The 21,031-nt window shown below is 73.9% G+C and carries 22 protein-coding genes; 17 read left to right on the top strand and 5 right to left on the bottom strand.

Annotated features, from left to right (window positions below; translation table 11 throughout):
- The first annotated feature begins 9 nt into the window (after window positions 1-9).
- From ACL02O_RS28280 to ACL02O_RS28245, 8 genes are all read left to right on the top strand, one after another.
- Entirely contained in the window at window positions 10-783 is a 774-nt protein-coding gene (locus ACL02O_RS28280) for an ABC transporter permease (RefSeq protein ID WP_412821218.1), read from the top strand.
- Window positions 780-1,571, top strand: a complete 792-nt coding sequence (locus ACL02O_RS28275) for an ABC transporter permease (protein WP_412821217.1) — start codon at window positions 780-782, stop codon at window positions 1,569-1,571. Before ACL02O_RS28280 ends, ACL02O_RS28275 begins: the two co-directional genes overlap by 4 nt.
- Entirely contained in the window at window positions 1,568-2,392 is an 825-nt protein-coding gene (locus ACL02O_RS28270) for an ABC transporter ATP-binding protein (protein WP_412821216.1), read from the top strand. Before ACL02O_RS28275 ends, ACL02O_RS28270 begins: the two co-directional genes overlap by 4 nt.
- A complete protein-coding gene (locus tag ACL02O_RS28265) occupies window positions 2,389-3,987 on the top strand; it encodes a thiamine pyrophosphate-binding protein (protein WP_412821215.1) in 1,599 nt (532 codons plus the stop codon). The genes ACL02O_RS28270 and ACL02O_RS28265 overlap by 4 nt, the downstream gene beginning before the upstream one ends.
- Window positions 3,988-4,019: 32 nt before the next feature.
- A complete protein-coding gene (locus tag ACL02O_RS28260; RefSeq protein ID WP_412821214.1) occupies window positions 4,020-5,480 on the top strand; it encodes a benzaldehyde dehydrogenase in 1,461 nt (486 codons plus the stop codon).
- A 22-nt stretch (window positions 5,481-5,502) separates the two neighbouring features.
- Complete coding sequence (locus ACL02O_RS28255; RefSeq protein WP_412821213.1) at window positions 5,503-6,333, top strand: IclR family transcriptional regulator; 831 nt, start codon at window positions 5,503-5,505, stop codon at window positions 6,331-6,333.
- Window positions 6,330-7,526 carry an MFS transporter gene (locus ACL02O_RS28250; RefSeq protein ID WP_412821212.1) on the top strand — a complete coding sequence of 399 codons (1,197 nt, stop codon included), beginning with the start codon at window positions 6,330-6,332 and terminating at the stop codon, window positions 7,524-7,526. Before ACL02O_RS28255 ends, ACL02O_RS28250 begins: the two co-directional genes overlap by 4 nt.
- Before the next feature lie 113 nt (window positions 7,527-7,639).
- The gene (locus ACL02O_RS28245) at window positions 7,640-8,812 is read left to right on the top strand and encodes a 4-hydroxybenzoate 3-monooxygenase (protein ID WP_412821211.1); all 1,173 of its coding nucleotides are present in this window, start codon (window positions 7,640-7,642) and stop codon (window positions 8,810-8,812) included.
- Window positions 8,813-8,824: 12 nt separating this feature from the next.
- Here the strand turns inward: ACL02O_RS28245 and ACL02O_RS28240 are convergent, their stop codons facing one another.
- Together ACL02O_RS28240 and ACL02O_RS28235 are read right to left on the bottom strand one after the other, a co-directional pair.
- On the bottom strand, window positions 8,825-10,054 hold the full coding sequence (locus ACL02O_RS28240; protein ID WP_412821210.1) for an RNA polymerase sigma factor: 1,230 nt from the start codon (window positions 10,052-10,054) through the stop codon (window positions 8,825-8,827).
- Window positions 10,051-10,401: a YciI family protein gene (locus ACL02O_RS28235; RefSeq protein WP_412821209.1), complete on the bottom strand. Its 351-nt coding sequence runs from the start codon at window positions 10,399-10,401 to the stop codon at window positions 10,051-10,053. The genes ACL02O_RS28240 and ACL02O_RS28235 overlap by 4 nt, the downstream gene beginning before the upstream one ends.
- 247 nt (window positions 10,402-10,648) lie before the next feature.
- Between ACL02O_RS28235 and ACL02O_RS28230 the strand changes: the two genes are divergently transcribed.
- The 8 genes from ACL02O_RS28230 (at window position 10,649) to ACL02O_RS28195 (ending at window position 17,995) form a co-directional block, all read left to right on the top strand.
- Entirely contained in the window at window positions 10,649-11,395 is a 747-nt protein-coding gene (locus tag ACL02O_RS28230; protein ID WP_412821208.1) for a lysozyme, read from the top strand.
- Between the two features lie 125 nt (window positions 11,396-11,520).
- On the top strand, window positions 11,521-12,195 hold the full coding sequence (locus ACL02O_RS28225; protein ID WP_412821207.1) for a peptidoglycan recognition protein family protein: 675 nt from the start codon (window positions 11,521-11,523) through the stop codon (window positions 12,193-12,195).
- Between the two features lie 228 nt (window positions 12,196-12,423).
- A complete protein-coding gene (locus tag ACL02O_RS28220; protein WP_412821206.1) occupies window positions 12,424-15,108 on the top strand; it encodes a cation-translocating P-type ATPase in 2,685 nt (894 codons plus the stop codon).
- Between the two features lie 32 nt (window positions 15,109-15,140).
- Window positions 15,141-15,503: an ArsR/SmtB family transcription factor gene (locus tag ACL02O_RS28215; RefSeq protein WP_412821205.1), complete on the top strand. Its 363-nt coding sequence runs from the start codon at window positions 15,141-15,143 to the stop codon at window positions 15,501-15,503.
- Window positions 15,500-16,141 carry an SRPBCC family protein gene (locus tag ACL02O_RS28210; RefSeq protein WP_412821204.1) on the top strand — a complete coding sequence of 214 codons (642 nt, stop codon included), beginning with the start codon at window positions 15,500-15,502 and terminating at the stop codon, window positions 16,139-16,141. Before ACL02O_RS28215 ends, ACL02O_RS28210 begins: the two co-directional genes overlap by 4 nt.
- A gap of 194 nt (window positions 16,142-16,335) precedes the next feature.
- Window positions 16,336-16,899, top strand: coding sequence for an NADAR family protein (locus ACL02O_RS28205; RefSeq protein WP_412821203.1), 564 nt, complete (start codon window positions 16,336-16,338; stop codon window positions 16,897-16,899).
- Window positions 16,900-16,908: 9 nt separating this feature from the next.
- Window positions 16,909-17,439, top strand: a complete 531-nt coding sequence (locus tag ACL02O_RS28200) for a DUF2199 domain-containing protein (RefSeq protein WP_412821202.1) — start codon at window positions 16,909-16,911, stop codon at window positions 17,437-17,439.
- Window positions 17,440-17,479: 40 nt separating this feature from the next.
- Window positions 17,480-17,995, top strand: a complete 516-nt coding sequence (locus ACL02O_RS28195) for an NUDIX domain-containing protein (RefSeq protein ID WP_412821201.1) — start codon at window positions 17,480-17,482, stop codon at window positions 17,993-17,995.
- Window positions 17,996-18,016: 21 nt separating this feature from the next.
- Here the strand turns inward: ACL02O_RS28195 and ACL02O_RS28190 are convergent, their stop codons facing one another.
- The 3 genes from ACL02O_RS28190 to ACL02O_RS28180 all read right to left on the bottom strand — a co-directional run bounded on the left by ACL02O_RS28190 (window position 18,017) and on the right by ACL02O_RS28180 (window position 20,070).
- Window positions 18,017-18,556: an RNA 2'-phosphotransferase gene (locus ACL02O_RS28190; protein ID WP_412821200.1), complete on the bottom strand. Its 540-nt coding sequence runs from the start codon at window positions 18,554-18,556 to the stop codon at window positions 18,017-18,019.
- Window positions 18,557-18,694: 138 nt separating this feature from the next.
- Window positions 18,695-18,994 carry a hypothetical protein gene (locus ACL02O_RS28185; RefSeq protein ID WP_412821199.1) on the bottom strand — a complete coding sequence of 100 codons (300 nt, stop codon included), beginning with the start codon at window positions 18,992-18,994 and terminating at the stop codon, window positions 18,695-18,697.
- 26 nt (window positions 18,995-19,020) lie between these two features.
- Complete coding sequence (locus tag ACL02O_RS28180; RefSeq protein ID WP_412821198.1) at window positions 19,021-20,070, bottom strand: aldo/keto reductase; 1,050 nt, start codon at window positions 20,068-20,070, stop codon at window positions 19,021-19,023.
- A 272-nt stretch (window positions 20,071-20,342) separates the two neighbouring features.
- Here ACL02O_RS28180 and ACL02O_RS28175 point away from each other — a divergent pair.
- On the top strand, window positions 20,343-21,031 hold a 689-nt coding region (locus tag ACL02O_RS28175; protein ID WP_459560895.1), incomplete at its 3' end, for a glucose-6-phosphate isomerase.

The following is a 21,031-nucleotide window of genomic DNA, read 5'->3' as shown; positions in this document are numbered from 1 at the left end:
GCCGGTCGGCTGCTCCGCAGCAACGCCCTGCTCGGCGTCGGCGGATTCGCCACCTTCCTCGCCCTGCTGGAGCTGGTGCCCCGCAGCGGCCTGGTCTCGCCGAACTACCTGCCGCCGGCCAGCCGGATCGGCGTGGCCCTCGCCGACCTGGTGGGCGACCCGGCGTTCTGGGCCGCCCTCGGCGATACCGTCCGCGGCTGGTCGATCGGCCTCGCCGTCGCCGTGGCGCTCGGCGTGGCCGTCGGTTTCGTCGTCGGCACCGTCCCGGTGCTGCGCGAGTTCACCGCCTCGACGATCGAGTTCCTCCGGCCCATCCCGTCGGTCGCCCTCATCCCCCTCGCGGTCCTGGTCTTCGGCACCGACCTCCGGTCCGTCCTGCTGCTGGTGGTCTACGCGGCGTTCTGGCAGGTACTCGTCCAGGTGCTGTACGGCGTGCAGGACGTCGACCCGGTCGCGCAGGACACCGCCCGCACCTTCGGGCTGAACCGCTGGGCCCGGCTGCGGCACGTCACCTGGCCGACCGCGCTGCCGTACGTGCTCACCGGGGTCCGGCTCGCCGCGGCCGTGGCGCTGATCCTCGCCGTCACCGCCGAGTTGGTCATCGGCGCGCCGGGGCTCGGCAACGAGATCGGCACCGCGCAGTCCGGCGGCGCCGTCGCCCGGATGTACGCGCTGGTGATCGTCACCGGGCTGCTGGGCGTGGCGGTCAACGTCCTCGCCCGGCGGCTGGAACGGTGGCTGCTCGCCTGGCACCCGTCGCTGCGCCGGGAGGTGGCGGAATGAGCCTGCTGCACCGGATCACCCGCGCGACCGTCGCCGCGCTGGCGCTCCCGGGCGTGCTGCTCGCGCTCTGGTGGGTGCTGACCGCCGACAGCGAGAGCTACTACCTGCCGCCGCTGTCGCAGATCCTCACCTCCTTCGACGACGTGTGGCTCTCCGACCGGCTGACCGCCGACGTGCTGCCCAGCCTGCTGCGGCTGCTCGGCGGCTTCCTCCTCGCGGTGCTGCTCGGCGTCGGGCTCGGGGTGCTGATCGGCTCCTCCCGCCGGCTGCGGGCGTTCTGCGAACCGGTACTGGAGTTCCTCCGGGCCATCCCGCCGCCGGTGCTGGTCCCGGTGCTGATGCTCTTCACCGGCATCGGCGACACGATGAAGGTGCTGGTGATCGTCTCCGGCTGCGTCTGGCCGATCCTGCTCAACACCGTCGAGGGTGTCCGGGCGGTCGACGAGGTGCTCGTCGAGACCTGCCGCTGCTACGGCGTACGCGGCCCGGCCCGGCTCTGGCACCTGGTGATCCGGTCGGCCAGCCCGCAGATCGTCACCGGCATGCGGCAGGGGCTCTCGGTCGGGATCATCCTCATGGTCATCAGCGAGATGTTCGCCGCCAGCAACGGGCTGGGCTTCACCATCATCCAGTTCCAGCGGACGTTCGCGGTCACCGAGATGTGGACCGGCATCCTGCTGCTGGGTGTGCTCGGGTTCCTGCTCGCCCTGCTGATGCGGCTGTTCGAGCGGCGGGCCCTCAACTGGTATTTCGGGCTGCGGCAGGCGCAGCGAGGTGGGAGTCGATGAGTGTCATGACCCAGACCCAGACCCGGACCGGCACCGAGGTGCTGCTCGACGTCCGCGGCGTGCGCAAGGTGTACGAGGGGCACGGCCGCTCGGTCGAGGCCGTCCGCGACCTCACCTTCGCCGTCGGCAAGGGCGAGCTCGTGTGCGTGGTCGGCCCGTCCGGCGCCGGCAAGACCACCCTGCTCAAGTGCATCGCCGGGCTGCTCGCCCCCACCGCCGGCGAGGTCGTGCTCGAGGGCGCCGCGGTCAACGGTCCGCCGCCCGGCATGGCCGTCGTCTTCCAGGAGTACGGCCGCAGCCTCTTCCCGTGGATGACCGTGCGGAAGAACGTCGAGCTGCCGCTGAAGGAGAAGAAGATCCCGAAGGCGCGCCGGGAAGAGCTCGTCCACCAGGCGCTGGACGCCGTCGGACTGGCCGACGTGCGGTCGGCGTACCCGTGGCAGCTCTCCGGTGGCATGCAGCAGCGCGTCGCGATCGCCCGGGCCATCGCGTACGAGCCGCACATCCTGCTGATGGACGAGCCGTTCGCGGCGGTCGACGCCCAGACCCGGGCGGACCTGGAGGACCTGGTCCGGTCCCTGTGGCACCGGCTCGGGGTGACCACCCTCTTCGTCACGCACGACATCGACGAGGCGGTCTACCTCGGCCAGCGGGTGCTGGTGCTCTCCTCCTCCCCCACCGTCGTGCTCGACGACGTCACCGTCGACCTGCCCGACGAGCGGGACCAGCTCGGCACCCGCTCGTCGGCCCGCTTCGCGGAGCTGCGTGGGCACGTGTTCGAGCAGGTCCAGCGCGCGAAGAAGCACCGGATGACCTCATGACGACGGTACGCGAGGCGACCCTGGACGTGCTCCGGCAGTGCGGGATGCACCGCATCTTCGCCAATCCGGGCTCGACCGAGGTGGCCTTCCTCGCCGACCTGCCGGACGACCTGGACTTCGTCCTCGGCCTGCACGAAGGGTCGGTGGTCGGGATGGCCACCGGGTACGCGATCGCCAGCGGCCGGCCGGCGTTCGTCAACCTGCACACCACCGCCGGGCTCGGCAACGCGGTGGGCGCGCTCGCCACCGCCCGGGTCAACCGGGCGCCGCTGGTCGTGGTGGTCGGCCAGCAGGACCGACGCCACCTGGCACTGGAGCCGTTCCTCGCCGGGCGGCTGGAGGACCTCGCCGGGTCGTACCCGGTCTGGGTGAACCAGCCGGTGCTGCCCCAGGACGTACCGGCGGCGGTCCGGCGCGCGTGGCACGAGGCCGTCCAGCATCAGGGTCCCGCCATCGTGGTGGTGCCGATGGACGACTGGTCGGCACCGGTCGACCCCGCGCTCGGGCTGGCCGCGCCGACGACCGTGCTGCGCGCGGGTTCGGCACCCGGCCCGGCCGCCGACGAGGTGGCCCGGCTGCTCGACCGCGCGGCGAACCCGGTGGTCGTGGTGGGCGCCGGAGCCGACGACCGCCGGACGTGGGACGCGCTGGTGCCGCTGGTGGAGCGGATCGGCGCGCCCGTGTGGCAGGAGGCGTTCGGCGCCCGGGCCGGGTTCCCGCAGGACCATCCGCGCTTCGCCGGGCACCTGCCCGCCGGGCGGTCCCGGCTGCGCTCGGTGCTCGACGGGCACGACCTCGCGCTCGTCGTCGGCACCGGCGCCTTCCGGCAGTACCCCTACGAGCCCGGCCCGCTGGTGCCGGACGGGCTGACCGTGGCGGTGGTCTCCGCCGACCCCGACGAACTGCACCACAGCCGGGCCGACCTCGCCGTGCTCGCCGACCCGGCGGCGCTCTGCGCGGCGGTGACCGGGAAGCTGGCGCCGCGGCAGGTCGAACCCGCGACGCCCGCCCGGATGACGGTCGTGCCGCCGGCCGACGGCGAACCGATGCGCGCGGCGCACGTGTTCACCGCGCTCGCCGAGCGGCTGCCCCGGGACGTCGTGCTCGTCGAGGAGACCCCGTCCACCCGGCCGGACCTGCACCGGCTGCTGCCCGCCCGGGAGCCCCGTGGCTTCGTCAGCGCGGCCATGGGCGGCCTCGGCTTCGGACTGCCGGCGGCGGCCGGGTTGCGGATGGGTGACCCGAGCCGGCCCGTCGTGGCGGTGCTCGGGGACGGCTCGTCGCTCTACGGCATCCAGGGGCTCTGGAGTGCCGCCCGGTACGGCTGCGGGGCGCTCTTCGTGATCCTCTCCAACGGCCGGTACGCGGTCATGGACCGGCTGGCCGACAAGGTGGGCGGGAAGGCACCCTGGCCGGCGTTCGACGACGTGGACGTGCACGGGCTCGGCCGGGCCCTCGGCTGTCCCGCCCGGCGGGTGACCGGCTACCCGGAGCTGCTCGCCGTCCTCGACGAGGTCGTCCCCACCCTCGCCGGCCGGACCGAGCCGCTCCTGCTCGACGTACCGGTCGTTCCCGAACCGCACTTCGAACCCTGATCCCGCGTACCGCGCCCACACAGGAGGACACAGTGGCTCTTCTCGACGCCGCGACATGGCACGGCATGGTCTACAGCGACGGCTGGGTGGCGGCCGCGGGCGGTAGCGCCGCCGTCCGCGCCCCGGCCACCGGCGAGGAACTCGGCCTGGTCGGCGTGGCGAACGCGGACGACGTGGCGCGGGCCACCGCCCGGGCGGCCGCGGCGCAGCGCGCCTGGGCCGCCACGAGCTACCTCGAGCGCGCCGCCGTGCTGCGCCGGGCCGGAGCGCTGTTCGAGCAGCACGCCGCCGAGATCGGCGACTGGCTGGTCCGGGAGGCGGGGTCGATCCCGCCGAAGGCCGGCGTCGAGACGGACACCGCGGCGCAGGAGTGCTACGAGGCGGCGGGGCTCGCCGCCCACCCGCTCGGCGAGATCATTCCGAGCGCCCAGCCCCGGCTCAGCCTGGCCCGCCGGCTTCCGGTCGGCGTGGTCGGCGTCATCTCGCCGTTCAACTTCCCGCTCATCCTGTCGATCCGCTCGGTCGCGCCGGCGCTGGCCCTGGGCAACGCCGTAGTGCTCAAGCCCGACGCCCGCACGGCGGTCGCCGGCGGCCTGTCCATCGCCCGGGTCTTCGAGGAGGCCGGACTGCCGGAGGGGCTGCTGCACGTCCTGCCCGGCGGCGTGGACGCCGGCGAGGCCCTCGTGGCCGATCCGAACGTCCGGGTGATCAGCTTCACCGGCTCGACCGCGGCGGGCCGGAAGGTCGGCGAGGCGGCGGCCCGCCACCTCAAGCGGGCGCACCTGGAGCTCGGCGGCAACTCCGCCCTCATCGTGCTCGACGACGCCGACCTGGACCTCGCCGCCTCCGCCGGCGCCTGGGGCTCGTTCCTGCACCAGGGGCAGATCTGCATGACCACGGGTCGCCACCTGGTGCACGAGAGCCTGGTCGAGCGGTACGTCGAGAAGCTCGCCGAGAAGGCCGACCACCTGCCGGTCGGCGACCCGGCCAAGGAGCAGGTGGCGCTCGGCCCGATCATCGACGAGCGCCAGCGGGACAAGATCCATTCGCTGGTCACCGCGAGCGTCGACGCGGGTGCGCGGCTGGCCGCCGGCGGCACTTACGAGGGGCTGTTCTACCGCCCGACCGTGCTCGCCGACGTCACCCCCACCACCCCGGCGTACGCGCAGGAGGTCTTCGGCCCGGTCGCGCCGGTGGTCGCCTTCGCCGACCTCGACGAGGCGGCGGCGCTCGCCCGGGACACCGAGTACGGGCTGTCGCTCGGCATCCTCAGCCGGGACGTGATGAAGGCGCTGGCGCTGGCCGACCGGATCCCCAGCGGCAAGGTGCACATCAACGACCAGACGGTCAGCGACGAGGCGGTGGCCCCGTTCGGCGGGGTCGGCGCGTCCGGCACCGGCTCCCGGTTCGGCGGCCCGGCGGCGAACATCGAGGCGTTCACCGAGACCCAGTGGCTGACCATGCAGGGCGACATCACCCGGTACCCGTTCTGATCGACCGCGGGAGGAGACGAGCGTGGCTGGCGGCATCCGTGACCCGGGTACCTCGGTGACCTCGCGGGTGCTCGCCATCCTCGCCGCGTTCGACGTCGACCACCCGACGCTGACGTTGAGCGACATCGCCCGGCGGGCGGGACTTCCGGTGGCCACGGCGCATCGGCTGGTCGGCGAACTCGTCACCTGGGGTGCCCTGTCCCGCGGCCCCGACGGGAGCTACACCGTGGGCGTACGGCTCTGGGAGGTCGGCCTGCTGTCGCCGTTGCACACCCGGCTTCGCGAGGTGGCCGTGCCGTACCTGCAGGACCTGCACGCCCTGGTACAGGAGAACGTCCACCTCGCGGTGCGGGACGGGGGCGAGGCGCTCTACGTCGAGAAGGTCACCGGGCACCGGTCCGTGCCGATCATCTCGCGGGTCGGCGGACGGCTGCCGCTGCACGCCACCGGCGTCGGCAAGGCCCTGCTGGCCTTCCAGAGTGCCGCCTACCTCGCCGCCTTCCTGCGCGGGCCGCTGCGCCGCTGCACGCCGTACACCGTCATCGAGCCGGGACGGCTGGCGCGCGAGCTGGCCGACGTGCGGCGGCGGGGCTGGGCGGCGACGAGCGAGGAGATGACACTCGGTTCGTGCTCGGTGGCGGTGCCGGTCCTCGATCCGGACGGCACCGCGGTCGCCTCGATCGGCATCGTCGTACACAGCCTCGGGGCGAACCTGGCGCGCCTGGTGCCCGCGCTGCGGGACGCCGCCGACCAGGTGGCCGCCCGGCTCGCGGCCGCCGTCGACGACCCGTTCCCGAGCCTGCGGCACGATGTGGCACCACGCCGCTCGCCGGCGCACCGGGCGAGCGCGTGAGAACCCCGCCAACCACCCGGCCACCGCTGCCCGGCTCCCCCGCCCGACCGGCGGCGGGCGGGCTCACCCTGCTGGGCGTGGTGCTGCTGGCGCTCAACCTGCGGGCGGCCATCGCCGGGCTCGCCCCGCTGCTGCCCGACGTCCGCGGCGACCTCGGCCTGACCGGCGGGGCGGCGGGCCTGCTCACCACCCTGCCGGTGCTCTGTTTCGGACTGCTCTCCCCGTTCGCGGCGCTGCTCGGACGCCGGGTCGGCATCGAGGCCGCCCTGCTGCTGGCGATGCTCGGCATCATCGCCGGCAGCCTGGTCCGCACCGGACCCGGCTTCTGGTGGCTGGTCGCCGGCACGGTGGTGGTCGGGGCCGGGATCACCGTCGGCAACGTGCTGGTGCCGAGCATCGTGAAACAGGACTTCCGGGAGCGGCAGGGCCGGGTGACCGCCCTGACCACGGCGGCGCTCACCGGCGGCGCGGCCCTCGCCGCCGCCGTCGCCGCCCCGCTGGCGCACGCCGGACTCGGCTGGCGGGGCACCCTGCTGCTGGTGGGCGGGCTGGCCGCCGTCGCCGCGATCGTCTGGCTGCCCCAACTGCGGCGCCGGCACCCCGCCCCGGCCGCCCGGCTCGGCGGCACCGACGTCCTGCGCTCACCGGTCACCTGGCAGCTCGCCGGGTTCATGGGCATGCAGTCCCTGACCTACTACGCGCTGCTGGCCTGGCTGCCCACGCTGCTGCGGGACGCGGGCGTCCCCGCGACCGGGGCCGGCTGGGCGCTCGCGCTGTTCAACCTGCTCGGGATCGTGACCGCGGTGGCCGCTCCCGCGCTGGCGGCCCGGCGGCGCGACCAGCGTGGCCTCGCCCTGCTCGTCTGCGGCGCCTGGGGGGTGGGCCTGCTGGGGCTGCTCGCCGCGCCCGCGCTCTACCTGCTGTGGGCCACGGTGACCGGCCTGGCGCAGGGCGCCGGGATCGGTCTGGCGCTGGCGCTGCTGGTCATCCGCGCCGGTACGCCGGAGTCCGCCCGGGACCTCTCCGGCACCGTGCAGTCGGTCGGCTACCTGCTCGGCTCCACCGGCCCGGTCCTGCTCGGCGTGCTCCGGGACGGCTCCGGCGGCTGGACGCTCCCGCTGGGCGCCCTCTGCGCCGCGGTCGCGCTGATGGCGGCGGCCTCCCTCGGCGCCGGGCGGGACCGGCAGGTGTGACCGGCTTCCGCTGGGCGGAAAGCGGAGGCGGCGGTGCGCGGCGCGATCCGGCAGGCTGGCGGAGCGAACGACCGCAGGACAGCGGGCGGCGACGGTAGGGCGAGGAGACAGCCATGCGTACCCAGGTCGGCATCGTCGGAGCGGGTCCGGCGGGACTGATGCTCTCGCACCTGCTGCACCTGCACGGCATCGAGTCCGTGGTGCTGGAGTGCCGCAGCCGGGAGTACGTGGAGCACCGGGTCCGGGCGGGGGTCCTCGAACAGGGGTCCGTCGACCTGCTGTGCCGCACCGGCCTGGGCGAGCGGCTCCAGCGCGAGGGGATGCGGCACGAGGGCATCGAGCTGCGCTTCGACGGCGAGTCGCACCGGGTGCCGATGACCGAGCTGACCGGCCGGGCGATCACCGTCTACGGGCAGCAGGAGGTGGTCAAGGACCTCATCGCCGCCCGGCTCGCCGCCGGCGGCCGGCTCCTCTTCGAGGTCGACGACGTACGCCCCGAGGGTCTCGACACCGACTCCCCGGTCATCCGGTTCCGCCGGGACGGGCGGGAGGAGGAGCTGCACTGCGACTTCGTGGCCGGCTGCGACGGCTTCCACGGGGTGAGCCGGGCGGCCGTGCCGGCGGGCGTGCTGACCACGTACGAGCGGACGTACCCGTTCGCCTGGCTGGGCATCCTCGCCGCCGCACCGCCCGCGGTCGACGAACTCATCTACGCCCGTACCGAGCGGGGCTTCGCCCTCTACAGCCTGCGCTCACCGGAGATCTCGCGCCTCTACCTGCAGGTGGCCCCGGACGAGGACATCGCCGACTGGCCGGACGAGCGGATCTGGGCGGAGCTGCGGGCCCGGCTGGAAACGGTGCCGGGCTGGTCGCTCAACGAGGGGCCGATCCTGGAGAAGGGGATCACCCCGATGCGCAGCTTCGTGGTCGAGCCGATGCAGTGGCAGCGGCTGTACCTGGCCGGGGACGCCGTCCACATCGTCCCGCCGACCGGGGCCAAGGGCATGAACCTGGCGCTCGCCGACGTCGCGCTGCTCGGCGACGCGTTCGCCGCCTGGTACGGCGAGGGGCGGACCGACCTGCTGGAGGGGTACTCGGCCACCGCCCTGCGCCGGGTCTGGCGGGCGCAGCACTTCTCCTGGTGGATGACCTCCATGCTGCACCGGCTGGACGGCCAGGACGGGTACGAGGCGAAGCTGCAGTCCTCGACGCTGCGCTACGTGGCGACCTCCCGCCCGTACGCGACCAGCCTGGCGGAGAACTACGTGGGCCTGCCCGAGGTGTGAGCGCCCGCTGCGCTACGCCGGCCGACGCGGACCGTCCAGCCGGTCGCGGACCCGCCGCAGGTGCGCCCGCTCGGCGGCGTTGTCGGTGCGCGCGATGGCCGCGTCGTACGCCCGGGCGGCCTCGGCGCCCCGACCGAGCCGGCGCAGCAGGTCGGCGCGGACGGCATGGAGGACGTGGTAGTTGGCCAGGTCCAGCCGATCCACCTCGGCCAGCGCGGCGGCCGGTCCGTGCACCTCGGCCAGCGCGACCGCCCGGTTCAACGCCACCACCGGCCCGGGCGCGCAGGCGGCGAGCTGGTCGTACAGGGCGAGGATCTGGGCCCAGTCGGTGTCGGCCGCGGTGGCCGCGTCGCTGTGCACCGCGTTGATCGCGGCCTGGATCTGGTACGGGCCGGGCCGGTTGCGCCGCAGGCAGCGGCGGACCAGCGCCTGCCCCTCGGCGATCAGCGCGCGGTCCCAGCGACCGCGGTCCTGCTCGCCGAGCGGCACCAGGGCGCCGTCCGGCCCGCAGCGGGCGGGTCGCCGCGCCTCGGTGAGCAGCATCAACGCGAGCAGTCCGAGCACCTCCGGCTCGTCCGGCATCAGCTCGGCGAGCAGCCGGCCCAGCCGGATCGCCTCGACGCACAGTTCGTCGCGGACCAGCCGCTCCCCCGAGCTGGCGGTGTGCCCCTCGGTGAAGATCAGGTAGACCACGGGGAGCACGGCCCGGAGCCGGTCGGGCAGGTCCGCGTCGCGGGGCACCCGGTACGGGATCCGCGCATCGCGGATCTTGGCCTTCGCCCGGACCAGGCGCTGCGCCATGGTCGGCTCGGGGACCAGGAAGGCCCGGGCGATCTCGATGGTGCTAAGCCCGCCGAGCAGCCGCAGGGTCAGTGCCACCCGGGCCGCGGTGCCCAGGGCCGGGTGGCAGCAGGTGAAGATCAGGCGGAGCCGGTCGTCGCGCACGGGGCCCTCCTCGGCCGGCGGGTCGGGGGCGTACAGGAGGGCGGCCTCGGCGTGCCGCTCGGCCCGGGTGGCCTCGCGGCGCAGCCGGTCGACCGCCCGGTTCCGCGCGGTGGTGATGATCCACCCGGCCGGGCTGGGCGGCGGGCCGTCGGCGGCCCACCGGTCCACCGCCGTGGTGAACGCCTCCTGCACCGCCTCCTCGGCGAGGTCGATGTCGCCGAGGAGGCGGACCAGGACGGCGACCGCGCGTCCGTACTGCGCCCGGAAGACCCGTTCGACGTCGGTGGGGTCGGTCATACCTCGCCCTGGAACGGGCGCACCTCGATGGGCAGGGTGGTGGCCAGCGCGTAGCGGCGGCCCCACTCCAGGGCGGCGTCGAGGTCGGGCGCGGTGATGATGGTGAAGCCGCCCAGGTACTCCTTCCCCTCCGCGTACGGCCCGTCGGTGACCAGGACCTCGTCGCCCTTCGGGCGGAGCACGGTCGCGGTCTGCGGCGCGTGCAGGCCGTTGCCGAACACCCAGCTGCCGGACTCCTTCAGCTCGCGGCCGATGGCGTCGACCTCACGCATCACCCCGGCCAGGAACTCCGGGTCCGGCAGCTGCTCGCCGGCCGGCTGGTACATGCTGATCAGGTACTGCTTCATCCGGTTCTCCTCGTCCGGCGGGCCGGCCCGTTCCGGCCCCTCCACCCTCCATACGAACGGGCGGATCCGGTATCGACACACCGGCCGGAGAAGGTTCCCCCGGGATCGTGGTGGGCCCGGCCGACCGCCTTACAGAGAAAAACTTCCATACGTCTATTGCAGAATTTCTCCGCGGTGTGCCGTAATACTGACAGTTCCTTTCGTCACACTCCCGCCGCCCGAGGGCGGCAACCCCCAGGGAGGAAAGATGCACCGTCCCCTGCGATCGGCGCTGCGCGCTGCCGCCGCCACCCTGCTCGCCACGGTCACCCTGACCGCCTCGGTCACGCTCGGCGCGAGGCCCGCCAGCGCCGCCCCGGCCGGCCTGCCCGGCATGGACGTCTCCAGCTACCAGGGCAACGTGAACTGGTCCGCCGCCTGGAACAACGGCGCCCGGTTCGCGTACATCAAGGCCACCGAGGGCACCTACTACACCAACCCGTACTTCGCCCAGCAGTACAACGGCTCGTACAACGTCGGCATGATCCGCGGGTCGTACCACTTCGCCCGGCCGGACACCACGAGCGGCGCCACCCAGGCCAACTACTTCGTCGACCACGGGGGCGGCTGGTCCAAGGACGGCAAGACCCTGCCCGGCGCGCTCGACATCGAGTACAACCCGTACGGCTCCACCTGCTACGGGCTGAGCCAGTCCTCGATGCGCAGCTGGATCGCCTCGTTCGTCAACCAGTACTACGCCCGGACCGGCCGGTGGGCCACCATCTACACGACCACCGACTGGTGGAGCACCTGCACCGGCAACACCTCGCAGTTCGCCGCCAACAATCCGCTCTGGATCGCTCGCTACTCCAGCAGCGTCGGCACCCTGCCGGCCGGCTGGTCGGTGTACTCGTTCTGGCAGTGGGCCTCCTCCGGCACGTTCCCCGGTGACCAGGACGTCTGGAACGGCACCCTGGACCGGCTCAAGGTGCTGGCCTGCAACGGACCCTGCTGACCCGCCCGCCGGTGGTGGGCCGACCGTTGCGGCTACTCCGGCTCGGCGCGTCCGACACCACGCCGTGACCCGGAGCAGCCGTCCGGCCACCACCGGCGGAGTCCGTCCCCGACAAGGAGGCCCCGATGTCCGTCCCCCTTCCCCGGCGTGCCGTGCTGCGCGGCGCGGTCCTGCTCGGCGCCGCCGCCGGCGCGACCGCGCTGACCCAGTTCGGTGCCGACCTCGGCGCCCGGGCGGTCGCCACCCGGGTCGACCAGCCCACCATCGCCAACTGCGCGACCTGGGGCGCCCGCCCGCCGTCGTCGGCCGTGAGCGTCGTGCAGAGCCGCCCGAACAAGATCATCATTCATCACACGGCGTTCCCGAACACCACCGACTACAGCCTGGCCCACGCGTACCAGAACTCCCGCGACATCCAGGACCTGCACATGGACACCAACGGCTGGCTCGACTCCGGGCAGCACTTCACCAACAGCCGCGGCGGCTACCTGACCGAGGGCCGGCACGGCAGCCTGTACGCGCTGCTGCACGGGCAGACCATGGTGCAGGGCGCGCACTGCGTCGGGCAGAACAGCCAGGCCATCGGCATCGAGAACGACGGCATCTACCTCGACGTGCAGCCGCCCCAGGCGCTCTGGGACAGCCTGGTCTGGTTCTGCGCCTTCACCTGCCAGCAGTACGGCATCCCGGCCAGCGAGATCTACGGGCACAAGGACTTCAACAACACCCAGTGCCCCGGCCTGCTGCACGACCGGCTGCCCGAGCTGCGCAGCACGGTCGCCGCCCGCCTCGGCGGCTGACCGCCCGTCGCGGAGCGCCCGGTGCGGCGGGCGCCCCGCGCCCGGTCAGGCGACCGGCACCGGGACGTCGCGGCCGACGCGCGGGCACGCCGGCCGGGGCGCCACCAGTTGGCCCGACCGAGCAGGGCCGCGGCGGTCAGCGCCACCATGCCGGTGAGCAGGCTGCGCAGAGCCGGCGGATGGCCAAAAACCGGCCCAACGGGAACCCGCTTGCCGCAGCCTGGGACTGTGGCGGAGCGGCGGACGGCCAAGGAGGGCCCGGACCCGGGCGCTCCGCTGCCCCAGCTGTACGCCGCGCTCGGCTCCGACCCGGACGGCCTGGACACCGCCGAGGCCCGCCGCCGGCTGGCCCGGTACGGCTCGAACGAGCTGCGCCGCCAGCGGCGGCGCAGCTGGTGGCGGGAGCTGGCCCGGCAGGTGATGCACCCGCTCGCGCTGCTGCTCTGGGTGGCTGCCGCGCTGGCCTGGCTGGCCGGCACGCCGGTGCTGGCCGGGGCGATCCTCGTGGTGATCGTGCTGAACGCGCTCTTCGCCTCGGTGCAGGAACGCCAGGCCGAACGGGCGGTCGAGGCGCTCACCCGTTACCTGCCCCGGCAGGCCCGGGTCCGCCGGGACGGACACTGGCAGGAGATCGCGGCGACCGATCTGGTCCCCGGCGACGTCCTGGCCGTCGCCGAGGGCGACCGGATCTCCGCCGACGCCCGGCTGATCGACGGGTCGGTGGAGGTCGACCTGTCCGCGCTGACCGGCGAGTCCCAGCCGGTCTACCGCACCGCCGACGCGCCGGCGGCGACCGGCGGCCCGACCGAGGCGGCGAACCTGGTCTTCAGCGGCACCAACTGCCTCGGCGGGCAGGCCCGGGCGCTGCTGTACGCGACCGGCATGGGCACCGAGCTGGGCCGGATCGCCGCCCTCTCCCAGCGGGTCGGCCGCGAGGAGAGCCCGCTGGAGAAGCAGGTGCGCCGGGTGGCCTGGCTGATCGCCGCGGTGGCGATCGGCGCCGGGCTGGTCTTCTTCCCGATCGGGGTGTTCGCCGCCGGCATGTCGATCGAGGACGCGTTCGCGTTCGCCATCGGCCTGCTGGTCGCCAACGTGCCGGAGGGGCTGCTGCCCACCATCACCCTCGCCCTGGCCGCCGGGGTACGCGGCCTGGCCCGGGTGGGAGCGGTGGTGAAGCGGCTCAGCGCGGTGGAGACGCTCGGCTCCACCGACGTGATCTGCACCGACAAGACCGGGACGCTGACCGAGAACCGGATGCGGGTGGTGGCCGTCCGGGCCGCGGACACCCTGCTCGATCCGGCTCCGGGGCGCGGGACCCGACCCGACGCGGCGCTCGGCGCGCTCGCCGTCGCCGTGGCGGCCTGCAACAACGCCGACCTGGACAGCGGCGACCCGACCGAGGTGGCGCCGCTGCGGTTCGCCGCCGACCTGGGGGTGACCGACGGCGACCACGCCGGACGGCGGGCACAGTTCGCCTTCGACCCGAAGCTGCGGCTGATGTCGACCGTCGACGAGCGGGACGGGCGGTGCTGGCTGCACACCAAGGGCGCGCCCGAGGAGGTGCTGCGCCGGTGCACCCGCACGCTCGGGGCGGACGGGTCGGACCGCCCGCTGGACGAGGCGTACCGCCGCGAGCTGACCGAAGCGGTGACCGCGCAGGCGGGCCAGGGCAGGCGGGTGCTCGGCGTGGCGCGGCGGGTCCTGGTGGGGGTGCCGACGGACCGGGCCGACGCCGAGCGGGAGCTGACCTTCCTCGGCTTCGTCGCCATGGTGGACCCGCCCCGGCCGGAGGTGCCGGAGGCGGTCGCCAAGTGCCACACGGCGGGCATCCGGATCATCATGGTCACCGGCGACCACGGGTTGACCGCCGCCGCGATCGCCCGACAGGTCGGGATCACCCGCGGCGAGGCCACCGTGGTCACCGGCGACCGGCTCGACACGATGTCGCAGCAGGAGCTGTGCCAACTGCTTCGGGAACGGCGGGAGGTGGTCTTCGCCCGGGTGTCGCCGGAGGCGAAGCTGCACATCGCGGAGGCGCTGCGGGCCAACCACGAGGTCGTCGCGATGACCGGGGACGGGGTGAACGACGCGCCGGCCCTGCGCCGGGCGGACATCGGGGTGGCGATGGGGCGGACCGGCACCGACGTGACCCGGGAGGCCGCCACCATGGTGCTCACCGACGACAACTTCGCCACCATCGTGGCGGCGGTCGGCGCGGGCCGCCGGGTCTACGACAACGTCCGCAAGTTCATCCTCTACATCTTCGCCCACACCACCCCGGAGGTGGTGCCGTTCCTGATCTTCGCGCTCTCCGCCGGGGCGGTGCCGCTGCCGCTGACGGTGCTGCAGATCCTCGCCATCGACCTGGGCACCGAGACACTGCCGGCGCTGGCGCTGGGCCGGGAGCCGGCCGAGCCGGGGCTGATGGACCGGCCACCGCGGCGGCGCAGCGACAAGGTGGTGAACGGCCCGATGCTCGCCCGGGCCTGGGGATTCCTCGGGTCGATCTCGGCGGTGCTGGTGCTGGCCGGGTTCTTCGCCGTCTTACTGGGGGCCGGCTGGACGCCCGGCGCGCCCACCGGTCCCGGCACACCGCTGCACGACGCCTATCTCCAGGCCACCACGATGACCTTCCTGGGCATCGTGGCCTGCCAGATCGGCACCGCCTTCGCGGCACGGACCGCGTACGCCTCGCTGCGGTCGGTCGGGGTGTTCAGCAACCGCCTGCTGCTCTGGGGGATCGCCTTCGAGATCGGCTTCGCGGCGCTGATCGTGGGCGCGCCGCCGCTGCAGGACGTGTTCGGCACCCGGCCGCCCGCCCCCGCCGCGCTGGCGCTGCTGCTGGTTTTCCCGCCGATCGTCTGGGGTGCCGACGAGCTACGCCGCACGGCGCGCCGCCACCGACAGCGCTAGCTTATATAAGTCAGGTCTGATAGAAAGAGCCGGTGCACGCCTTCGACGTCCTCGGGGACCCGGTCCGCCGCCGGATCCTGGAGCTGCTCGCCGAGGGCGAGCAGACCGCCGGAGCGCTCGGCGCGACCGTCCAGCGGGAGTTCGGGATCAGCCAGCCAGCGGTCTCGCAGCACCTCAAGGTGCTGCGAGAGCACGGCTTCGCGACCGTGCGACCCGAGGGCACCCGCCGCCTCTACGCGGTGGAGCCCGGCCCGCTGCGCGAGGTCGACGAATGGCTCGCCGGCTTCCGCCGGTTCTGGACGCCGCCGCTGGAGGCGCTCGCCACCGAACTGGCCCGCGGCCGGCGGGAACGGCGGCTGCGCGAAGGCAACCCTGACGAGAGGACCACACCATGATCGACGTGACCGGCCAGATCAACGCCATCGAGCGCCGGGTCGGCAGCCGTACGCTGCCCGCCGGCCAGGCCCGCGTGATGACCATCAGCCAGACGTACGACGCGCCGCTGGCGGACGTCTGGGACGCCTGCACCAACGCCGAGCGGATCCCCCGCTGGTTCCTGCCCGTCTCCGGAGAGCTGAAGCTCGGCGGCCGCTACCAGCTGGAGGGGAACGCCGGCGGCACCGTCGAGCGCTGCGACCCGCCGCACAGCTTCGCCGCCACCTGGGAGTACGGCGGCGAGATGAGCTGGATCGAGGTGCGGCTCACCGAGGTCGGCGCCGGGCGTACCCGGTTCGAGCTGGAGCACGTCGCGCACGTCGACGACCAGCGCTGGGTCGAGTTCGGCCCGGGGGCGGTCGGCATGGGGTGGGACCTGGGACTGCTCGGGCTGGCCTCGCACCTCGGGGCCGCCGGCGCCGGCGTCGACCCGGCGTCCGCCGCGGCCTGGACGGGCTCGGAGGAGGGGCGTCGGTTCATGCTCGAGAGCAGCGAGCGCTGGGAGCAGGCGAGCGTCGCCGCCGGCACCCCCGCCGACGAGGCACACGCGGCGGCGACCCGGTGCACCGCCGCGTACACCGGCACCCCCACCCCCTGACCCGCCCTCCCCGCTCCGTCGATCATGGAGTGGTGGCGTCCGTCGAGCCCCGATGCGCACCTCTTGGCGGGTGCCACACGATCGACGTGCGCCGGCGGCGCTGGCCGGCGGCATCGGTCGGGACCCGGCCGGCGGTTTCCGGTGCCGCGGAACGCGGCGGCGAAGTGTCAGTGCCCTCCGGCAGACTGTCGATCATGCCGATCCGATCCGTCGCCGACCTGGTCGACGCCGTCCGGTCCGGACAGCGCGTGCGCTATCTGCACTTCTGGGGGCACCGCCCGCAGCGGGACGGCAGCATCGGCACCGGCTGCCTGAGCCAGTGGTGGCCGGCACCGTTCACCGTGGACGGCCGGACGTACGCCACCGCCGAGCACTGGATGATGTGGCGCAAGGCCACCCTCTTCGGCGACGCCGAGGTCGCCGAGCGGATCCTGGCCGCCCCCCACCCGCACCGCGCCAAGTCTCTCGGCCGGCAGGTACGCGGCTTCGACGAAGCCACCTGGGCGGCGCGGCGCTACGCCGTCGTGGTCGACGGCAGCGTGCCCAAGTTCGGCCAGCACGAGGAGTTGAGGCGGTTCCTGCTGGGCACCGGCCAGCGGGTGCTGGTGGAGGCGAGCCCGGTCGACCGGATCTGGGGCATCGGCCTGGCCGCCGACGATCCGAGAGCGGCGGATCCGGCCCGGTGGCGGGGTGACAACCTGCTCGGGTTCGCGTTGATGGCGGCCCGCGCCGCCCTCCGGGCGGCCTGCGTCGGTTAGGGTCGCCCGGTGCATGACACCCTCGGGTACACCTGCGGCACGTGCGGCGACCGGCACGACGAGCCACCACTGTCCTACCGCACCCCCGCGCCGGTCTACTGGTCCGACGAACTGGCGGCGGACGCCGACAGCGAGCTGACCCCCGACCTGTGCGTCATCCACGGCGAGCACTTCTTCATCCAGGGAAACCTCGACATTCCGCTGCTCGACGCGGAGGGTCACTTCTCCTGGGGCGTCTGGGTCTCGCTCAGCGGCGCGAACTTCGGCCGCACTGTGGAGCTGTGGGAGAGCCCGGGCCGCGAGGCGGAGCCGCCCTACTTCGGCTGGCTCTCCACCGAGCTTCCGGTCTACGGGGCGACCACGGTGAACCTCAAGACCCACGTGCACACACGACCGGTGGGGATCCGACCGCTGATCGAGGTCGAGCCGACCGACCACCCGCTCGCGGTGGCGCAGCGCACCGGCATGACCACGGCGGACGTCCGGCGGATCGCCGAACGACTGCTGCACCCCGAGCGGAACCCCGAGCCGGGCAGGTGACGGGCGCGGCCCGCCGGCCGAGCGGGTAACGTGCAGCGGCGTGACCGGCGCACCGTACTCGCACTGCTCGTACTGCGGCGTGGCCTACCCGGCGGACGCCGGCTGGCCGCGGGTCTGCGCGGCCTGCGGGGAGACGGTGTGGCGCAACCCGCTGCCCGTCGCGGTGGCGGTGCTGCCGGTCCGGACGCCGACCGGCCTCGGCGTGGTGGTGGTCCGCCGCGACATCGAACCCGGCCGGGGCGAGCTCGCCCTCCCCGGCGGTTTCGTCGAGTACGGCGAGGAGTGGTCCGAGGCCCTGGTCCGGGAGCTGCGGGAGGAGACCGGCCTGCTGGCCGAGGCCGACGAAGCGCGGCTGTTCGCGGTGCACGGCGCGCCGGCCGGCGGCACCATGATGATCTTCGGCGTGCTGCCCGAGCGGCCGCAGGGCGACCTGCCGCCGTCCGCGCCGACCGAGGAGGCCACCGAGTGGCTGGTCCTCACCGAGCCGGTCGAGCTGGCCTTCTCCACCCACACCCGGGTACTGGCCGACTTCCTCACCGGACAACGCGACGACTGAGCCGGCCCGTGGCCGACCCGGTCAGGGGCGCAGGTAGGCCGCCGGGACGGTGTCGGTGAGCCAGACGCCGTTGTCGCTGCGGTAGAAGACGAACCCGTTCTCCGCCATCGCGGCGGCCTCCACCGTCAGGATCACCACCGTGCCGCCCCGGCGGGCCCCGACCCGGCGGGCGGTCGCCACGTCCGGCGACAGGTGCACGTGGTGCCGGCGGCCCCGGCGCAGTCCCTCGACCCGGATCGCCGGCAGCACGCTGTCGCTGGTGCCGTGGAAGAGCAGTTCGGGCGGGCTCGCCGGGGCCAGGCCCAGCTCGACCGGGACGGAGTGCCCCTGGCTGGCCCGGATCCGGTCGACGCCGTCGGCGCCCCGCGCCACGGCGAAGCGCTGCTTGTCGTTCCCGGCGACCACCGCGTCGAGGTCGGCGCGGCTGATCCGGAGCGCGGCGAGCAGGTCGCCGACCGGCACCCAGCCGGCCCGGTCGAGGGCCAGGCCGAACCGGTCCGGCCGGTGCCGCAGCGCCAGGGACATCCGCTTGCTCACCCGGACCAGGTCACGATGATCCACGTGGCCAGTGTGACCGACCGCCGGGCCCCGGTCGACGGGAAATCAGCGGACGGCGGCCGAGCCGCGGCTGACCATCAGCCCGGACGCGTCCACCATCTCGTAGTCGGTGCCGCGCAGGCCGCCGAGCGCGTGCAGGGCTCAGCAGGAGCGGACGAAGACGGCCGGGGCGTCCGGCCCGGCACCGAAGACCACGTGGCTCCCGCCGGCCCGGTCGACCGCCTCGTCCCAGCCGGCCGGCGCGGCGTCGCCCTGCGGGCCGAAGCGCGCGGTGAGGTAGCCGACCTCACCCGGGCCGTCGACCACGCAGAGCGTCAGCCGGCTGATCAGGGACCACTGCTCCGGGCGGAGATCCGGCGGCGGTTCGACGGCCAGGCGGAGCACGGGGTCGGCACCGTGCAGCTCGAACCGGACGGACTCGGACGGCAGCATCGCGGGCATCCGGCGATCATGCCAGCCGCCCGGGTTCAGGCGGCGGCCCGGTCGGCGAGGGATCGCCGCCGGCGGGCCGGGTCGGTGAGCACGGGCGGGGCCCAGGCGCCGTCGGGCTGGTAGAGGTTGACACCGGGCGGGACGATCTCGTCGATCCGGTCGAGCACCGCGTCGTCCAGGGCGAGCGACGCGCCGCCGAGCAGACCGTCCAGCTGGGCCATCGTGCGCGGGCCGATGATCGCCGAGGTGACCGCGGGGTGCGCCACGGTGAACGCGACGGCCAGCTCGGGGAGGGTGCAGCCCACCTCCCCGGCGAGCGCGACGAGTTCCTCGACGGCGGCGTACTTGGCGGCGTTGCCGGGCAGCGCCGGGTCGAACCGGGCCGGGGTGAGGGCCGGCCGCCCGGCGGTGAGGTCGACGGTCCGGCCCTGCCGGTACCGGCCGGAGAGAAACCCGGAGGCGAGCGGGCTCCACACCAGGGCGCCCATGCCGTACCGCTGGCAGACCGGGAGCACCGAGGTCTCGACCCCCCGGGCGAGAATCGAGTACGGCGGCTGCTCCGTGCGGAACCGGCCGAGCGCCCGCCGCTCGGCCACGTGGTGCGACTCGACGATCTCCTCCGCCGGGAAGGTGGAGCAACCGAAGGCGCGGATCTTGCCGGCCCGGACCAGGTCGGTCAGCGCACCCAGCGTCTCCTCGACGTCCGTGGTGTGGTCGGGGCGGTGCACCTGGTAGAGGTCGATCCAGTCGGTGTCGAGGCGGCGCAGGCTCTCCTCGACCGCCCGGAGGATCCACCGTCGCGAGTTGCCGCCCCGGTTGGGACCCTCCCCCATCGGGAAGTGCACCTTGGTGGCGAGGACCACGTCGTCGCGCCGGCCCTTCAACGCCTTGCCGACAATGACCTCCGACTCGCCGGCGGAGTACATGTCGGCGGTGTCCACGAAGTTCACGCCCCGGTCGAGGGCGGCGTGCACGACGCGTACGCAGTCGTCGTGGTCGGGGTTGCCGACCGCGCCGAACATCATCGTGCCGAGACAGTGGACGCTCACCTCGATGCCGGTGCGGCCGAGGACGCGGTAACGCATGGCGATGCTCCCTGGGATGACGCCGCGCTGACCGGGCGGCGGCCGGTCCCGCCACGCTATGAATTCGAGTGCGCTCGAGGTCAAGCCGCGCGCCGGGTCGAACAGGTGTCCCAACGGTCGGTGGCGGAAGCCCGCCAGCCCAGCCCGAGGGGTGGGCGATGTCGGGTCGCGTCGCGCGTGCCCGTCGCGGGTGGCAGGCTGGTGGGGTCGGCCGGCAGCGGGGCGACGACGGCCCGCTGGCAGACCTCGTCGTGAAGGAGAAGATCTACCCGATGGCTGTGGACGTCACCACCACGGACGAATGGCAGGCGCTGCGCAAGCACGCCGAGGCGATGCGCGGCACCAACCTGCGGGAGCTGTTCGCCGCCGACGGGCAGCGGGGTGAGCGGCTCACCGGCGAGGTCGCCGACCTGCACGTGGACTACAGCAAGAACCTGATCACCGCGGAGACCGTCGCGCTGCTGACCGTCCTCGCCGGCAAGGTACGGCTGAGCGAGCGGATCGCCGCCATGTTCGCCGGCAAGCACATCAACTCCACCGAGGACCGGGCCGCCCTGCACACCGCGCTGCGCCTGCCCCGCGACACCTCGCTGGTGGTGGACGGGCAGGACGTGGTCGCCGACGTGCACGCCGTGCTGGACCGGATGTCGGCCTTCGCCGAGCGGGTGCGCTCGGGCGCGTGGCGCGGCGCCACCGGCGAGCGCATCACCACCGTGGTCAACATCGGCATCGGCGGGTCCGACCTGGGACCGGTGATGGCGTACGAGGCGCTCAAGGCGTACCGGGACGCGGGCATCACCTGCCGGTTCGTGTCCAACATCGACCCGACCGACATCCACGACAAGACCACCGACCTGGACCCGGCCAGCACCCTGTTCGTCGTGGTCTCCAAGACCTTCTCCACCCAGGAGACCCTGGCCAACGCCGACCAGGCGCGACGCTGGCTGCTCGCCGGGCTGGA

Origin of the sequence: Micromonospora mangrovicola, assembly GCF_047200535.1 — a bacterium.
In the GTDB taxonomy this organism is placed as follows: domain Bacteria; phylum Actinomycetota; class Actinomycetes; order Mycobacteriales; family Micromonosporaceae; genus Micromonospora.
This window is presented reverse-complemented; position numbering and strand designations above follow the sequence as displayed.

Excerpts from the sequence above, each read along its gene's own strand:
- ACL02O_RS28245 (WP_412821211.1), top strand. The coding sequence starts at position 7,640 with ATGCGTACCCAGGTCGGCATCGTCGGAGCGGGTCCGGCGGGACTGATG.
- ACL02O_RS28235 (WP_412821209.1), bottom strand. The coding sequence starts at position 10,401 with ATGAAGCAGTACCTGATCAGCATGTACCAGCCGGCCGGCGAGCAGCTG.
- ACL02O_RS28265 (WP_412821215.1), top strand. The coding sequence starts at position 2,389 with ATGACGACGGTACGCGAGGCGACCCTGGACGTGCTCCGGCAGTGCGGG.
- ACL02O_RS28225 (WP_412821207.1), top strand. The coding sequence starts at position 11,521 with ATGTCCGTCCCCCTTCCCCGGCGTGCCGTGCTGCGCGGCGCGGTCCTG.
- ACL02O_RS28205 (WP_412821203.1), top strand. The coding sequence starts at position 16,336 with ATGCCGATCCGATCCGTCGCCGACCTGGTCGACGCCGTCCGGTCCGGA.
- ACL02O_RS28275 (WP_412821217.1), top strand. The coding sequence starts at position 780 with ATGAGCCTGCTGCACCGGATCACCCGCGCGACCGTCGCCGCGCTGGCG.
- ACL02O_RS28230 (WP_412821208.1), top strand. The coding sequence starts at position 10,649 with ATGCACCGTCCCCTGCGATCGGCGCTGCGCGCTGCCGCCGCCACCCTG.
- ACL02O_RS28210 (WP_412821204.1), top strand. The coding sequence starts at position 15,500 with ATGATCGACGTGACCGGCCAGATCAACGCCATCGAGCGCCGGGTCGGC.
- ACL02O_RS28240 (WP_412821210.1), bottom strand. The coding sequence starts at position 10,054 with ATGACCGACCCCACCGACGTCGAACGGGTCTTCCGGGCGCAGTACGGA.
- ACL02O_RS28270 (WP_412821216.1), top strand. The coding sequence starts at position 1,568 with ATGAGTGTCATGACCCAGACCCAGACCCGGACCGGCACCGAGGTGCTG.
- ACL02O_RS28180 (WP_412821198.1), bottom strand. The coding sequence starts at position 20,070 with ATGCGTTACCGCGTCCTCGGCCGCACCGGCATCGAGGTGAGCGTCCAC.
- ACL02O_RS28185 (WP_412821199.1), bottom strand. The coding sequence starts at position 18,994 with ATGCCCGCGATGCTGCCGTCCGAGTCCGTCCGGTTCGAGCTGCACGGT.